At 45.0% G+C, this 14863-nt stretch carries 15 protein-coding genes; 12 read left to right on the plus strand and 3 right to left on the minus strand.

Features of this window, described 5'->3' with window-relative positions:
• Window positions 1–4 precede the first annotated feature (4 nt).
• From MHH86_RS05335 to MHH86_RS05385, 11 genes are all read left to right on the plus strand, one after another.
• Window positions 5–1081 carry a Gfo/Idh/MocA family oxidoreductase gene (locus tag MHH86_RS05335; RefSeq protein ID WP_038569004.1) on the plus strand — a complete coding sequence of 359 codons (1077 nt, stop codon included), beginning with the start codon at window positions 5–7 and terminating at the stop codon, window positions 1079–1081.
• Between the two features lie 51 nt (window positions 1082–1132).
• Complete coding sequence (locus MHH86_RS05340) at window positions 1133–1864, plus strand: ThuA domain-containing protein (protein ID WP_036680406.1); 732 nt, start codon at window positions 1133–1135, stop codon at window positions 1862–1864.
• Window positions 1865–2833: a sugar phosphate isomerase/epimerase gene (locus MHH86_RS05345; RefSeq protein ID WP_036680409.1), complete on the plus strand. Its 969-nt coding sequence runs from the start codon at window positions 1865–1867 to the stop codon at window positions 2831–2833.
• A 651-nt stretch (window positions 2834–3484) separates the two neighbouring features.
• Entirely contained in the window at window positions 3485–3709 is a 225-nt protein-coding gene (locus MHH86_RS05350; RefSeq protein WP_036680410.1) for a hypothetical protein, read from the plus strand.
• A 580-nt stretch (window positions 3710–4289) separates the two neighbouring features.
• Complete coding sequence (locus MHH86_RS05355; protein ID WP_076129557.1) at window positions 4290–5201, plus strand: L,D-transpeptidase family protein; 912 nt, start codon at window positions 4290–4292, stop codon at window positions 5199–5201.
• A gap of 378 nt (window positions 5202–5579) precedes the next feature.
• Window positions 5580–7430, plus strand: coding sequence for an ABC-F type ribosomal protection protein (gene abc-f / locus MHH86_RS05360; RefSeq protein WP_076316916.1), 1851 nt, complete (start codon window positions 5580–5582; stop codon window positions 7428–7430).
• Between the two features lie 147 nt (window positions 7431–7577).
• Entirely contained in the window at window positions 7578–7877 is a 300-nt protein-coding gene (locus MHH86_RS05365; RefSeq protein WP_081386495.1) for a hypothetical protein, read from the plus strand.
• 4 nt (window positions 7878–7881) lie between these two features.
• Window positions 7882–8409, plus strand: a complete 528-nt coding sequence (locus tag MHH86_RS05370; protein ID WP_076145488.1) for a hypothetical protein — start codon at window positions 7882–7884, stop codon at window positions 8407–8409.
• A gap of 35 nt (window positions 8410–8444) precedes the next feature.
• Window positions 8445–8984, plus strand: a complete 540-nt coding sequence (locus MHH86_RS05375) for an RDD family protein (protein ID WP_038569014.1) — start codon at window positions 8445–8447, stop codon at window positions 8982–8984.
• Window positions 8985–9101: 117 nt separating this feature from the next.
• Complete coding sequence (locus MHH86_RS05380) at window positions 9102–9536, plus strand: MarR family transcriptional regulator (protein ID WP_036680418.1); 435 nt, start codon at window positions 9102–9104, stop codon at window positions 9534–9536.
• A gap of 46 nt (window positions 9537–9582) precedes the next feature.
• On the plus strand, window positions 9583–10392 hold the full coding sequence (locus MHH86_RS05385; RefSeq protein ID WP_076129551.1) for an SDR family oxidoreductase: 810 nt from the start codon (window positions 9583–9585) through the stop codon (window positions 10390–10392).
• A gap of 77 nt (window positions 10393–10469) precedes the next feature.
• Here MHH86_RS05385 and MHH86_RS05390 read toward each other — a convergent pair whose 3' ends face one another.
• Genes MHH86_RS05390 through MHH86_RS05400 form a run of 3 tightly spaced genes read right to left on the minus strand, consistent with a single transcriptional unit; the run spans window position 10470 to window position 13790 of the window.
• Window positions 10470–12761 (minus strand): carboxypeptidase-like regulatory domain-containing protein, encoded by a 2292-nt coding sequence (locus MHH86_RS05390; protein WP_076316917.1) that lies wholly within the window; start codon window positions 12759–12761, stop codon window positions 10470–10472.
• Window positions 12751–13089 (minus strand): hypothetical protein, encoded by a 339-nt coding sequence (locus tag MHH86_RS05395; protein WP_076129549.1) that lies wholly within the window; start codon window positions 13087–13089, stop codon window positions 12751–12753. Before MHH86_RS05395 ends, MHH86_RS05390 begins: the two co-directional genes overlap by 11 nt.
• Entirely contained in the window at window positions 13086–13790 is a 705-nt protein-coding gene (locus MHH86_RS05400) for a sigma-70 family RNA polymerase sigma factor (RefSeq protein ID WP_342479654.1), read from the minus strand. Before MHH86_RS05400 ends, MHH86_RS05395 begins: the two co-directional genes overlap by 4 nt.
• A gap of 375 nt (window positions 13791–14165) precedes the next feature.
• On the opposite strand from MHH86_RS05400, the gene MHH86_RS05405 reads away from it, so the two are divergent.
• Complete coding sequence (locus tag MHH86_RS05405) at window positions 14166–14846, plus strand: YjgB family protein (RefSeq protein ID WP_076141949.1); 681 nt, start codon at window positions 14166–14168, stop codon at window positions 14844–14846.
• Window positions 14847–14863: the final 17 nt, after the last annotated feature.

Here is a 14863-nt window from a genome sequence, read left to right on the forward strand (position 1 = left end):
CAGAATGACTTTAACAGTAGGAATTATCGGCTGCGGAGGTATTGCGAACGGCAAGCACATGCCCGCGTTAAAAAAAGTAGAAGGTGCGCGAATGGTTGCTTTTTGTGATATCGTCGCTGAACGTGCCGAGAAGGCAAAAGCGGAGTTTGGAGATGAGCAGTCCGTAGTTTACACAGATTATAAAGAGCTTCTTAACGATGCAAGTATAGATGTGATTCATGTATGTACGCCGAACATTTCCCATGCGGAGATTTCCATTGCGGCTATGGAAGCAGGCAAACACGTAATGTGTGAGAAGCCGATGGCTAAAACCACGGCAGAAGCACAAGCGATGATCGAGGCCTCAGAGCGAACTGGGAAAAAGCTGACCATCGGTTATCAGAACCGTTTCAGACCAGATTCAGCTTATCTGCATGCGGTATGTGAGAATAATGAGCTTGGTGAGATCTATTACGCCAGAGCTAAGGCTATCCGTCGTCGCGCTGTCCCAACTTGGGGTGTGTTTTTGGATGAAGAAGCGCAAGGCGGCGGTCCGTTGATTGATATCGGCACCCATGCGCTCGATTTGACCCTGTGGATGATGGATAATTACAAACCTAAATATGTCGTGGGCAACGCTTATCATAAGCTGTCCGGTCGTAAAAATGCTGCAAATGCTTGGGGCCCGTGGGATCCTGAGAAGTTTACAGTTGAGGATTCCGCCATTGGATTCATCACTATGGAGAATGGGGCTACCATCGTCTTAGAAGCAAGCTGGGCACTGAATACACTCGATGTCGGTGAGGCCAAAACGGTACTTTGTGGGACTGAAGGCGGAGCAGATATGGAGAACGGTCTGCGCATTAACGGAGAAGCCTACGGTAAAACCTTTGAAAAGCATATCGGTCTGGATGCCGGTGGCGTCGACTTTTATGATGGTGCGGGAGATGATCCTGCGATGATAGAGGCAGCTCAGTGGATTGACAGCATTGTAAATGACACCGAACCTGTAGTGAAGCCGGAGCAGGCGTTGGTTGTGACTCGCATCTTGGAGGCTATTTATAAATCCTCTGAAACTGGAATGCCTGTGTTTTTTGAATAATTAAGCAAATTCGATGGTCATAGATAAATATGAACTAGGAGTGTGTCCCAAGTGACAAGAGTAACCGTATGGAATGAATTCCGTCATGAACGGCAGGAAGAAAGAATTCTTAAGGTCTATCCGCAAGGTATTCATGGACAACTGGCCAGCTTCCTTCAAGAAGCAGGACTGGACACTAAGACAGCTACGCTGGATGAACCAGAGCATGGACTGACGCAAGAGGTATTGGATAACACGGATGTACTGATCTGGTGGGGACATATCGCCCATCATGAAGTAAGTGATGAGATTGTAAACCGTGTACATGCGCGAGTGCTGCAAGGTATGGGACTTGTAGTGCTTCATTCGGGCCATATGTCCAAAATCTTTATGAAATTAATGGGCACCAGCTGCGATCTGAAATGGCGTGAAGCTGAGGAGAAGGAGCGCCTGTGGGTCATGGACCCAAGTCACCCGATTGCTGAGGGCATTGGTGAATACATCGACTTGGAGCAAGAGGAAATGTACGGTGCGCATTTTGATGTGCCAGCACCAGAGAGTCTTGTATTTGTCGGCTGGTTCGAAGGCGGCAACGTCTTCCCAAGCGGATCGACCTACCGTAGAGGCAGCGGTAAGATCTTTTATTTCCAGCCTGGTCATGAATCTTACCCAACCTATTACAACAAGGATATTCAAAAAGTTATCATCAATGGCGTGAACTGGTGTGCCCCAACGAAACGTGACTATCCGGTTTACGGACATTCTGAAGCCTTAGAGCCTATCAAAGAAAAGGTGGTCGTATAAATGAAATTAGGCGTATTTGATCCTGTATTTGGAAGCTTGAGTCTTGACGAGATGTTAGATAAAATCGCCGCCGCAGGTTTGAATGCGGTAGAAATCGGCTCGGGTGGTAATCCCGGTAATGCTCACTGTCCGACAGATGAGCTGCTTGCCAGCGAGTCAGCACGTCAAGAATATTTGGAAAAGTTCACGAAACGTGGCATTATGATCAGTGCCTTCAGTTGCCATAATAACCCGATTTCACCAGATAAAGAAGAAGCCCGCGCTGGAGATGAAATTCTCCGTAAATCGATCAAGCTGGCTTCACTCATGGGTGTTAAGGTCGTGAACACCTTTTCGGGAACGGCTGGGGACAGCGATGAGGCAAAAGCACCGAACTGGCCAGTCACGCCTTGGCCTACCGTGTACAGCGACATCAAAACCTGGCAGTGGGAACATAAGCTGATCCCTTACTGGAAGGAAATCGGCAAGCTGGCCGAGGAGCATGGCGTTAAGATCGGCATCGAGCTGCATGGCGGCTTCCTGTGCCATACCCCTTATACGATTTTGAAGCTTAGAGAAGCAACCTGCGATGCTATTGGAGCCAATCTGGATCCGAGCCATCTGTGGTGGCAAGGTATTGATCCTGTAGGTGCTATTAAGATTCTCGGTAAAGCTGGCGCGATTCACCATTTCCATGCCAAGGATACTTACTTGGATCAGGACAACATCAATATGTATGGTTTGACCGATATGCAACCTTATGGCGATGTGCAGACCCGCGCATGGACCTTCCGCTCCGTTGGTTGTGGGCACAGCATATCTGAGTGGTCAGATATCATGAGCGCGCTGCGCACTTACGGTTATGATTACGTGGTGAGCATCGAGCATGAAGACCCTCTTATGACGGTTGACGAAGGCTTCCAACGTGCAGTAACCAATTTGCAATCCATTCTTATTCATGACCAACCTCAGGGTATGTGGTGGGTGTAAGGTCAATTTAGAAAGCCTTGATTCTCTATTAAGAGAATCAAGGCTTTTTCTGTGTGTAGTGGGGGTGGAGGGGAAAACGGAAGAGCGGAAGGGGAGAACGGCAGAATGGGAGGGGAAAACGGAAGATCGGAATGAAAGAACGGAAGAGCGGAGGGGAGTAGAAATGAGCTGGCAAAGAGATAGGGAGGAGGTAGAGACGAGTAGGAGCTAATAAGAAACGAACTAGAAACTAACCAGAAATGTACTGGGGACGAACTAGTAACTAACCCAGAAATGAAACAAGAAACGAACGAAAAACCAACTAAAAACGAACTAAAAACGAACTAAAAACGAACTAACTAACTAACTACCAATCAAAAATGAACTAGTTTGCTAACGGACTCAAATGCAGCTATTCGCGTGTTTTAGGTCTTTTTGAGCGAGTTTCGGACCCGAGAGACCTTATTGGTCGTGAAAAGTAAGGAATTCGAGGTGTTTAGAGCAAATAACTGCGCTGGAGTCCGATAGCATCTCAAAACAGCGGATTTGTTGCAAATAGGGTCTCTGGAGTCCGCAACTAATGTGCTTATGCGCTAGCTGATCTTCGATGGTAAAACCGTAGTTAGTTTGGGGGCTGGTGCGTTGAGCTTCGGTAGAATGGGATACGGGTAAATGTGCAGCGCAGTTAGTCTGGGACTGGAGCGGAGCGTGGTGGAGATGTGGTGGAGATGTGGTGGAGATGTGGTGGAGATGTGGTGGAGATGTGGTAGAGATGTGGTGGAGAAGTGGTGGAGAAGTGGTGGAGAAGTGGTGGAAAAATGGTGGAGTTTTGGTGCAGATGTGGTAGGTAACTGTGCTAACGGTAACGGGCAAATGAGCGGACGCAGTAATGTATGAGACGTAGGGCGGAAATGTATGAGACGTAGGGCGGAAATGTATGAGACATAGGGCAGAAGTGTATGAGATGTAGGGCAGTAATGTATGAGACGTAGGGCAGTAATGTATGAGACATAGGGCAGAAATGATAGAGACATAGGAAAGAACAAGGTAGAACTGTGCTAAAGGACTCAGATGCAGCTATTCGCGTGTTTTAGGTCTTTTTGAGCGAGTTTCGGACCCGAGAGACACTATTGGTCGTGAAGAGCAAGGAATTCGAGGGTATTTGAGCAAATAACTGCGCTGGAGTCCGATAGGATCTCAAAACAGCGAAATAGATGCAAATAGGGTCTCTGGAGTCCGATAGCATCCCAAAACAGCGAAAAAGTTGCAAATAGGGGCTCTAGGGTCCGCAACTTATGTGTTTATGCGTTAGCTGATCTTTGCGTATCCAAAGGTCGGCTTTTTGTCGTGCATTCACTGGTTACAGTATTGCAATCTCTGCGTCAAGCGGGAGGGGACGAGTTGAAAAGAATAGGTACAGGCTGGTACGCAACATATTTGAAATGATTTCGTCTTTATATAACGGAGGTGGAGCAAGATGAATTTATGCTTTTCGGGAGGCCGGTTTCAAACTTTTTTACAGCGGAACATTAAACTGATGCTTGTATTTGGGCTTTTGTTCGCTGCTTGCTTTACAGGAGTTGGAAGGGTGGAAGCTGCTGGCTCAGATCTGATCATCGTGAACAAAAAAACAAACAAACTCGCGTATTTCAGTGACGGCAAGCTGGTGAAGACTTTTCCGGTTGCCACAGGAAAGTCGAAGGAACTGACGCCAGAAGGTAGCTTCAAAATGGTGGTTAAGGTAAAAAACAGACCCTACTACAAAGAGAAAATTCCCGGTGGGGACCCGGCCAATCCGCTTGGCGACCGCTGGCTGGGGCTGGAAGTGAACGGGACCTATGGCACGACGTATGCGATTCACGGCAATAATAATGAGTCATCGATAGGGAAGTATGTTAGCGCCGGTTGTATTCGAATGCATAATGATGATATTCATTGGCTGTATCCAAAAGTAGCCAAGAATACTCGAGTTATCATTACAACGAGCACACTGGCTATGGAGAATATTGCAACTAAAAACGGGTACTCTGTGGGAAGTAATAAGTTTGCGGGGACTTTTGAGATCAATGGGACGACAACAAAGCTGAAGGATCCTTTTATATTGGAAAATTCCCGTGTGTTTGTTCCGCTGAGAGAATCCGTGGCCTTACTGGGTGGTACTTTGCAGAGTGAAGCGGGGACAGGAGCACTGATAATTACGATCGGCAATCGTACGGTGACACATAAGCCATTATCTAATAAGGCTATTGTGAATGGGAAATCCATTACGATTTTACCGTCACGCAATGAAAATAACCGATTACTAATTCCGCTGAGTATCCTGCCTGATTTATTTGCTGTTCAGGTGCAGTGGAATGCGCAGACTCAGGTGGTAAAGATTAAGTTATAATTGTTCTTGACCTTTTATTTCTGATTTAAATTGTTATATACTGTACTTATTCTAAAATACGGACAATTACGGAGGGCCACCGACTGATGAATAACTAACACGTTTCCTGAAACAGACCATAAAGTTTGTGAAGTGCATATGCACAAGTCACGGAGCACCCGCGCAGGGTGATAACGGTCAGGGATACGTGTGTCGGTCGGGGGTCTTACGATGCTTTTATATGGATAGTTCTATCTATTGTGTTGGTTTACTCTGCATCCAGCAGGTGAACACGGCCGTAGTCTATCCATGTCTGGGCACATTCCCCCTTCATACGCTATTCGACCGCAGACCGTTGGCTGCGGTTTTTTATTTGCAATGAAATCGGAGGAATGAAAGATGACTGTAATTAAAGTGAAGAATTTACGTAAGGAATGGAATGGGGTCCCTTTATTTAAGGAGGTATCCTTTGAGATAGCAGAGGGAGAGCGCGTGCTTTTATTCGGACGAAACGGGATTGGCAAAACCACACTGCTTAAGGGGCTGATCGGTCGGCTTACTTTTGAAGAGGGAAGTATCTATCATGGTTTGCCATCTGAAGAATGGGGTGTGCTCGATCAACAGCTTGAGGTACCGGGGGAAGTAACCGCATTGGACTACGTTCTTTCAGGGTCAGCACAGCTGCCTGAATTAAAACGCCAGCTCGAAGCCCTCAGTCAGAGACTGCAGGAGCAGAATGCTGATAACGAAACTGAATTGGCTGAATATACAGAGGTGTACGATCGTTACTTGCAGCTCGATGGATATGGCTGGGAGGTCAAAGCGGAAAAAAGTCTAAAGCAGCTCAAGCTTGAACATGCAGTCTGGGATTTGCCATACGCCTCACTTAGTGGAGGGCAAAAGACACGGGTGCAATTAGCAGCATTATTAGCCCGGCAGCCCAAGCTATTGATTCTGGATGAACCGACCAATCACATAGATGGAGAAACGATGGAGTGGTTGGAGCATTGGGTGTGCACATACCCTGGAACCGTGTTTTATGTATCACATGATCGTACATTTATTGATCGAACTGCGACGTCTGTGCTGGAGCTTAGTCCGGAGGGATGCCGGCGTTATTCGGGTGGATATACACAATACCGGGAGCAGAAGACTATAGAGCTGAGAACATTGGAGGGACAATATAAAAAGCAGGAGCAAGAAAAGGAGAAGCTGCTGGAGAGCATTAGGCGGTATGCAGAATGGTTCCAGCAAGCGCATCGTGCTGCCGGACAAAATGATTTTCTGCGTTCGAAATCCAAGAAAAATGTGTCTCGTTTCCATGCCAAGGAAGCTGCACTGGAACGGTTAAATAAGAACCGTGTAGAATTGCCCCGTGAGACTGGCAAGCTGAAGATGAAGCTGGAAAGCGAAGAGTTTCTGGCAGATTCTTTGCTGACACTCCGTGAGATAGAGTTTGCCTATGAGGGGAGTGCGCCTTTTCTTAGGGATTTCAGTTTGTCGCTAAACCGGGGAGACCGATTGTCTATTCTGGGTCCTAATGGTGTTGGAAAGTCTACGCTGCTGAAATTGATTGCAGGGATCAATAAGCCTACAAAAGGTGAAGTGCGGCTGCATCCACGGACGACAATCGGTTATTTTGCACAAGAGCTAGATAACTTAGAAATGAACTCTACGATTCTGGATAGCTTGCTTGAACTGCCGGGAATGACCCAGACGGAGGCGCGGACAATTCTGGGTTGCTTTTTATTTACGCGGGACGATGTATTTAAACGGATTGGGGATTTGAGTCTGGGGGAGAAATGCCGTGTAGCTTTCCTCAAGTTGTATTTTGGAAAAGCAAATCTATTGGTCTTAGATGAACCCACTAATTATCTGGACATTGACACTAGGGAACGAGTAGAAGAGGCACTTATGGTGTATCCCGGCGGGTTAGTAATGGTCTCGCATGACCGTTATCTTCACTCTAAAGTGGCTAATCGCTTGGTGATATTAGAGCCGTCTCAGGCACCAAAGTTTTTTCAAGGAACGTATGCTGAATACTTCGCAAAAGACAGAACCTGTCTGCTTACTGGTATAGAACAGGCTCGGGAGGATGACCTTGCCCTCCTGCAGCTGCGTCTGAATCAGCTGATTCAGAGTAGCAGTGTGGATTCTGAGGCGGAAAATGCAGCGCTAGTGGCGGAAATCGTTAATTTGCAGCGACAAATACAGGAACTAAGGGGCGATGGGAAACCCGCATCCTCCTAAGCTGATAAAAAACACAACCTTGCTCAGGATAAATTTATCTTGGGCAGGTTGTGTTTTTAGGTAGGAGTCGTAAGGTGTAAGGTGTATAATTTGGAGGAATGTGGATTTTTTTGGCGATAAAGAAACCTTGAGAGGATGGTTGCAGAATTGCTGAAATTGGGCTCTTTTATATTGGAATTACTTCGCTTGTGTATATTGCTTGTGCTGACTTTGTTAGTTTTGGGTTGGGCAGAAAGATTGATCTATCAATTGATATTTGGTCAGCCCGTGTATAACTGGAGTATGGGACTCGGGAATTTATTTGTATTTTTTATGCTGTACCGGAATCATTTTCAGTTTAAGGGCTGGTATAAATCAGAGAAAAATAAAAAGCTAACGCTCCTCACCACAAGAATAATCACCGTAATTTCTATAGGACTAATAATCCTGCCGATAGGGCTAGGCTGAGCTTATGAAGATTAGAATCATTGGAGCTTGCGGCAGCGGCAAATCCTATATCGCCCGGGAGTTATCTAAAAAATACGGTGTAGAGTATTACGAGACTGACAACTTGGTATGGGACAGAAGTGCCGAGAATTTGCGCTTTTCAGTTGAAGCAAGGGATGCTCAGTTGGAGGAAATCCTTGATAAACCCTCATGGATTCTGGAAGGCGCACATTACAAATGGGGACAAGAGAGTTTTAAAGCTGCTGACTTAATCGTTATTTTGAATCCTAATAAAGTGATCAGGGATTTGAGAGTGTTTACAAGGTTTATAAAAACAAGACTGGGTTTAGAGCAAGCAAATTACAAGCAGTCATTTAAGAATCTCTATGTGATGATTTTTGAATGGAACCGTGGATATGATCATGAGGCCGCACATAGGATTATAGAGTTAACGGATACTCTGTCTGATAAACGGGTAATTGTGAAAAATAACAAAGAGCTGGAGTCCATTATCCAAGAGCATCTGAGGAAGGGATTGTTAAATAGGGATTGAGCGACAAAGTAAATGATAGAGAGAGGAGTGCTTGCATGGATAACATTCTACCCGAGCATTTGGATCAGGAGAATTTCATAGGGTTTTGGAAAAGAGTGCTGGCTTCCATTCTTGATTTCTTGGTCATTGGAATACCTGGGGTTATCGTATACTGGATACTCAATTCATTAGCTGTTTCATTACACTCGGAGATACCTATTATCCTGGAGTACATTTTGTTTATCGCATTTGATATCTTTATGATCGTTAGATTTGGCGGAACCCCTGGGAAGCTGATTTTAAAAATAAAAATTGTCAATGAACACGGGAATTACCCAACAGTGAAGGAAGCTCTGATTCGAAATGTTTTCCGAATGATTAGTATGATTCTTTCAATGGTAATTGCGGTCAGCAGCTATGACTTTACCGTTATTTCCGCCAAATTATCCTTATGGTCGGATTTGGCTTTTGACCTCACTCAAATCCTGGGTCCAATCATGCTGGTGGATTACCTGTTGGTTGGATTCCATCCCCGTAAACGTGCGATTCACGATTTGCTGGCTGGCACTTATGTTGTTGATAAATCCGCAATTTGAAGAATGCTTTTCACCAAGCATTCTTTTTTTTAATATTAGGTATTTTACTATTAAATATTTTAGTGTTAAAATACTTTTATAAGCAGCCGATCATCATGAATGTCAAAGGAGAACCTCTTGGAAAATCCAGATATTTTTAAGCTAATACATGCAGTTGAATTATTTACGAATGAAGTTATTGTCCGATGGATGAACGCATTTGATCACAATATTGGGATATCTCCAGTTCTAGTCTTGGGCGAATTGAATAAAAAAGGCCCCTTGAAGCAGACTATTTTGGCTAAGAGACTAGGATATACGCCGGGAGCAATGACTAACATTGCTAATCGCCTGATTAAGCAGGGGATGGCCGAGCGAAAATATAACGAAGATGATCGACGGAATGTACTTCTATCTATCACGGACAAAGGAAAAGACGTTTTGAAGGAAGCACAGCTTAAGGGACAGGAGCTAAGAGCTGAAATGTTCCAAAAGCTCAATGAGGAGGAACTGCAGCAATTCTTGAAAATCTATGAGAAGTTGTTAACGAGCTTTGATAGCTCTGAAACATAAACCAAGTCATCTTAGAAGCACAATAACATTATAAAGGGGTATGAACATGGGAAGAGTTCAAGGTAAAGTTGCATTAGTAACTGGAGGCGCTTCAGGTATTGGCTTATCAGCTGCCACTCTATTAGCTAGAGAAGGAGCAAAGGTTGTTATTGCCGATTTTAATGTGGAAGCAGCCAAAGAAGCAGCATCTAAGATTAAAAATGAAGGCGGAGAAGCTGAAGGTCTTTTCTTAGATGCCTCCCAAGCGGATTCGATCAAGGAAGCTGTTGACTTCACAGTTGCTCAGTATGGCACCATCACAATATTGTTTAATAATGTAGGTCTAACTAATCTGCAAAAAGACCTTGATGTGGTCAATATAGATTTGGAAGAGTGGGATCGCCTGATGAACGTAAATACCAAAAGTGTTCTGTTAGGCAGCCGGTTTGCTATTCCTCATATGATTAAAGCGGGCGGAGGCTCGATCATTAACACAGCTTCGATGTCAGCATTCGCAGGGGATTCATTGCGTACTGCTTATGGCTCCTCTAAGGCAGCTGTTGTGAACCTTACTCGTTACATCGCTACACAATATGGTAAAGACAAAATCCGTTGTAACGGGGTGGCACCAGGGCTGATCCTAACACCTGCCGCTGCAAGAAATATGCCGCCAGCGGTATTGGATATTTTCCAAAAATTCAACGCGCTTCCTTATCACGGTGAAGCTGATGATATCGGCAATACGGTTTTGTTCCTGGCATCGGATGAATCCAAATTCATCACAGGCCAAACGATTGAAGTAGAGGGTGGCCACTATATGTCTAACCCAAGTATCACGGATTTCCAGAATTACATGATGGAAGCTAAATCTAAATAAAAGATTATGTGTAATTAAAAATCCGGTCCATGCTCGAATTTGTCGAGCGGGACCGGATTTTTGTTTATTTTAATGAATTAGCTTACCTCTAAAACTGCCTGCATAAAGGTCTTCAAAGCGGAGGGTTTGGCATTTGCGATCCATTGCTTTAACTCATCAGTTTGACCATTCACATACCATCCAAGCTTCTCTTTTAACTCTTGGTCAAAGACTTTAGGTTGATTTTTTCGTTCCGCTAACAGTTGTTTAATCATTTGTGGCCAGCGATACCCACTATGACCAAAGCTGAGTTCAGGATAACGCTCAGCAAGTGTCATTACCGAAGAGAGTGATTCACCAGCGTATAATTCTGCCGCCAAAAAGCTGCCAATAAAACGATGGCTATCATCATACTTTAGGGCGATCGCGAATTGTTTACGAGCTTCTTCAAGCTTCCCTTGTTGCATGAGGGCTGTGGCGTTAATAGAAAGTACATAACCGTTAGTATTGGGTCCGTTTAGTTCGTTGTAGTAGGAATAATATTCGTTATACGACTTCCAGTCCGCATGGTCAAAATAGTACTGCGATAATGTGAAGGCGTAATTAGTAGAAGGCTGTAGTTGTATTAGCTTTTCGAGTAAGGGAATCGCCTTATCTTCTAATGTTGTATCCTTTGTGAGGGATGATTTTGCCAGCATCAACTTTACTAGCATGTGCATGGCATGAACATCCTGTGGGTCATCGGCAATATTTTTTTGGTACATTTCTAGTGCCTGATCCGTTTTTTTATCCAGTAGTAGTTGGTCAGCCGTAGTAAGCTCTCTTTCCTTGAGATAAAAGAACGGCAGATTGCCGACGGTGTCTTCGTTCAATCTGTAGCCATTACTGCGGGTAATCAGGCGTCCATCTGCATCTAAGGCTTCAATATTCCAAGAAAAGCGCACTTCGGGATTCATAAATCCGAGAAGGGAGAGGGGATCAATAGATTCCCAGCCATCTCCACTGCTGCCATAGGAAAAACCGCCGCCATCGTAAAGTTCTTCTACAGGAATGGAGATATGGTTATCTACAATACGATCCCGAATTTGTACGCCCAACACGGCCCCCTCCCCGCCACCGCTTAAACGATAGTAAGCTGCTCCTTCAACAGCTTTCCAGCGGAAATCTATGGTCTTGCCTGTTAGGGTTTCCTGATTAATGGGAGACTGCAGCTCAAGCAGAGGTTGTAGAACTATGCTCTCATTCAACCTGCCATCCGGTTTAACTTCAATCCAATCGTCATATTGTACAGGCCAAGTCCAGCCGTCGATCTGATCATAGCCAAGTCCAAGCTGTAACTGATAAAAGCCCGGAATCACACCGTGAAATTCGAAACGTCCTTCAGTATCTGTGACGATTCGGTAGGGTTCAGCAGAAGTGATGCTATGGTTAACTTCGCTTTCAGCGCGGAGAAAAATACCAGCCCGCGGAACTGGGGTGCCATCGCTTCTTGTAAGGGTACCGGAGACGACAGCAGTTGAAGTATTTCCCATATCTATAGCAGACTGAATTGCGGTTCGAAGCGATTCCAGCTGTCTTTCAGTATCCGAAGTCCCAGCTTCTGGTGCTGCTGCTGATCCTGTATTGTCTCTGGAGCCTTCGTTCGAACTGCTGGTGGCAGCGTTCATTTGTTTATGAATATCCTGCCAGAATTTTTTGTAGCTCTCCAAGCCATCGTTTACTACGGCAAGTGCTTCCTGCGCTTCGCCTTTTGTAAAGAGTAAACGCCCGGTAAGCCATGCCTTTTGTGCGTTTAGCTCTTCCTGAGACTCGGATGGAAAGGGGGTTTGTTCAAGAATTGTTTCAGCGGTTGTTATATCGCCACTATTTAGGGCTCGCTCCGCTCGAAGGAGCTCCAGCTGTTTAGCTACAGAGGAGCTGCTGTTTAACTGTTTCGCTGCGGTGATTAGCGCTTGATCTCCATCTTCCTTTCGGCCAAGAGCATCATATTCATAAGCTAACTGCTTAGCCGCAAATATACGTGTATTATCCGAAGGCCCCTCAAGGATATATTCCTCAAGTAAAGGTACTATGTCCTCCGGTAACAGACCGGAACGCTGGGTTTCATCATTACTCCACTGGCTCATCGAAGGGCTAACATTAACGTCATATCTGTAGGGATCATAGCTGTGATCCTTATCAAGGATGTTTGTACGGATTAGCTCGATACGTTTACTCCCGGTTGTGGAAGCCAGCTTTTGCAGAAGATCAGTCCTAGCTATGTTAGATTGAATAGCTGTGCTCTGATCTATCTGCGCCTGTGAAGGTAAGAAGTTAAACAGAAGAATAAGCAGGGAGGCAGGGAGTAACACGAATAACACCAGATGTTTGATTTTTATCTTAATTCTCATGTTTTTTCACCGCCTGCTCGTAGATATCCTTCCAATACGTATTTCCTCCAGCTTCGATTAGTTCTCGGTTCGCACGCTGCGGGGTGTTTTGTTGTGGCTGTTGTTTAATCTCTGGCTGATGCAGGGTCAGCGAAACGATTAGAATAATGGCACCGATCGCACCTATAGGTTTGACAGGGATCTCAATTTCCTTATTCCACAGCGCCAATAAACGAGCTCCAAAGGTTGGAGGGTGAGTCTGCTTAATGACCCGGTCGTGTCCAGTGAACTGGAGGTTCTTTAATTCTTCATCCAGCTGCTTTTTGACCACATCGCGTTCTGTATTCATAAGAAATGTCCCTCCTTCACCAAAATCTTTTTTAAGAGCGTCCGGCCTCTGGCGAGTCTGGATTTGATCGTATTTTCAGATGTATTTAATTGCTCGGAAATTTCCCGGATGCTCATCTCATGAAAGTAATATAAAGTCAGACATTCCCGGTATAGATAATCGAGATTTTTCAGGGACTCGGTGAGCCTGACATTATGCCATTCCACCATAAAAAGCTCTTCTGCTCCGGCTGTGAAGTCAGCATCCCCGTTGGTTTGCAGCTCTGACCCTCCCGCCGGGAAAATATTACGCCAGCTCCAAGTCCGTTGCCTCATGCGGCAGCGATTGACCACTATCCGTATCAGCCATGCCTTCAGCCGATCCGGCTCCTGTAACTGACTCATTTTGGTATAAGCTTGAATAAAAGTATCTTGTACCGCTTCTTCGGCACTTTGTCTATCTTTAAGCAGTAAAGAAGCGGTTCGCAGCAGCATATCTCCATATTCGTCCATTAACAGGCGGAGAGCTGACTCATCTTTTGCCACAATTCTCTCTATAATATTCAGATGCAGCTCCCCTCCCTTTACTAATAAGATGCGGCTTGGAGGATTAAGGTTGCGTTTGGATGGGAAATTCTTCAACAAATGTCGCGATTGCAGTTCGCCGGATAAGAGGTTACTGTTGGAATCTATTGTACAGATTGCAATGGGTCGCTTTTTCAAGCAGGATTAGCTCCTTTCTATTGTACGTTCTGCAATGAAACCCTTCGAGGCTGGGAATGACGTTTAAGGTCATATAGTTCATGGGTTTATGAGTTTATGAGCTTATGAGTTCACGAGTTTATAGTTAGATGGAGTTATGTGGAGATTTTAAAAGAGAAACTTACTTGAGTTAGGTGTCGGAAAAAAGGGTTTTATGTAGAAAAATAGAGTGTGTATGAATTTATATTTGTAGATATGGGTAAAAGAGGGTTAGCCAGAAAAATTGCCGCTATCCTGCAACTATTTGATTTTCACCTCGTCTGTATGTTCAGTTTCATTTTTGCAAGATGACTTTTGCAAGATGACTTTTAGGTAATCTACTAAGGAGATGACATCATGTCAGTACAGATAAAATTAATAGCAGGCTCTATCCTACTCGCAGGAATGATTGGGCTTGCTGGATGCAGCTCGAACAATGAGGCGGGGAATTCAGAATCCCAGGCAACGGCGCCAACAGAAACGGCTGTCACAGCAACCTCTGAGCCGGAAGTTAGTCCATCAAGCATCCCAGCAGAAACTGCGCCAGCAGCGACTTCCTCCCCTACGGAGACTGATAAAGATTCAACCAACTCAAATTCACAAAATAGCGACAAACAGCTTAAAGAGTTACTCGAGCTTGCCAAAAAGGGGAAGGTGCCTGGCGTAAAATATGCCGCTCATACCGGACTCATTGATGAGGTCGAAGCGGATTGGGGCAAACCTGATCAACAAGAGTCAGCGGGAAAAGGAATTTATGCTACCTACACTGACAAACATGTCGTGTTTGGATTTAATAAAGGAAGTTTAATCTTCGATGTTCGTTCAAGTGATTCCGCGCTGCAAAAGCTGACGCTGAAGCAAATTGAGGCAACATTCGGCAAGCCTGACGATACCAAAGTGAACGGAGACGATAAGATTTACACCTATCAAGCCAATGACCAATACCAGCTGAAATTTATTATTCCAAGCTCGACCGGTACAGTAGATCATATTTCCGTGTTTAGTGAACAGGACTCTTTTAACAATATGGCTGGGTAAGTGGCATGGGTTAGAAG

Source organism: Paenibacillus sp. FSL F4-0097, from assembly GCF_038593125.1.
Lineage (GTDB): Bacteria > Bacillota > Bacilli > Paenibacillales > Paenibacillaceae > Paenibacillus_AQ > Paenibacillus_AQ odorifer.

Bases quoted from the DNA above. Each gene is read 5' to 3' on its own strand.
- MHH86_RS05405 (WP_076141949.1), top strand. From the start codon at position 14,166: ATGTCAGTACAGATAAAATTAATAGCAGGCTCTATCCTACTCGCAGGA.
- MHH86_RS05345 (WP_036680409.1), top strand. From the start codon at position 1,865: ATGAAATTAGGCGTATTTGATCCTGTATTTGGAAGCTTGAGTCTTGAC.
- MHH86_RS05335 (WP_038569004.1), top strand. From the start codon at position 5: ATGACTTTAACAGTAGGAATTATCGGCTGCGGAGGTATTGCGAACGGC.
- abc-f (WP_076316916.1), top strand. From the start codon at position 5,580: ATGACTGTAATTAAAGTGAAGAATTTACGTAAGGAATGGAATGGGGTC.
- MHH86_RS05370 (WP_076145488.1), top strand. From the start codon at position 7,882: ATGAAGATTAGAATCATTGGAGCTTGCGGCAGCGGCAAATCCTATATC.
- MHH86_RS05395 (WP_076129549.1), bottom strand. From the start codon at position 13,089: ATGAATACAGAACGCGATGTGGTCAAAAAGCAGCTGGATGAAGAATTA.
- MHH86_RS05385 (WP_076129551.1), top strand. From the start codon at position 9,583: ATGGGAAGAGTTCAAGGTAAAGTTGCATTAGTAACTGGAGGCGCTTCA.
- MHH86_RS05390 (WP_076316917.1), bottom strand. From the start codon at position 12,761: ATGAGAATTAAGATAAAAATCAAACATCTGGTGTTATTCGTGTTACTC.
- MHH86_RS05375 (WP_038569014.1), top strand. From the start codon at position 8,445: ATGGATAACATTCTACCCGAGCATTTGGATCAGGAGAATTTCATAGGG.
- MHH86_RS05355 (WP_076129557.1), top strand. From the start codon at position 4,290: ATGAATTTATGCTTTTCGGGAGGCCGGTTTCAAACTTTTTTACAGCGG.
- MHH86_RS05350 (WP_036680410.1), top strand. From the start codon at position 3,485: ATGTGCAGCGCAGTTAGTCTGGGACTGGAGCGGAGCGTGGTGGAGATG.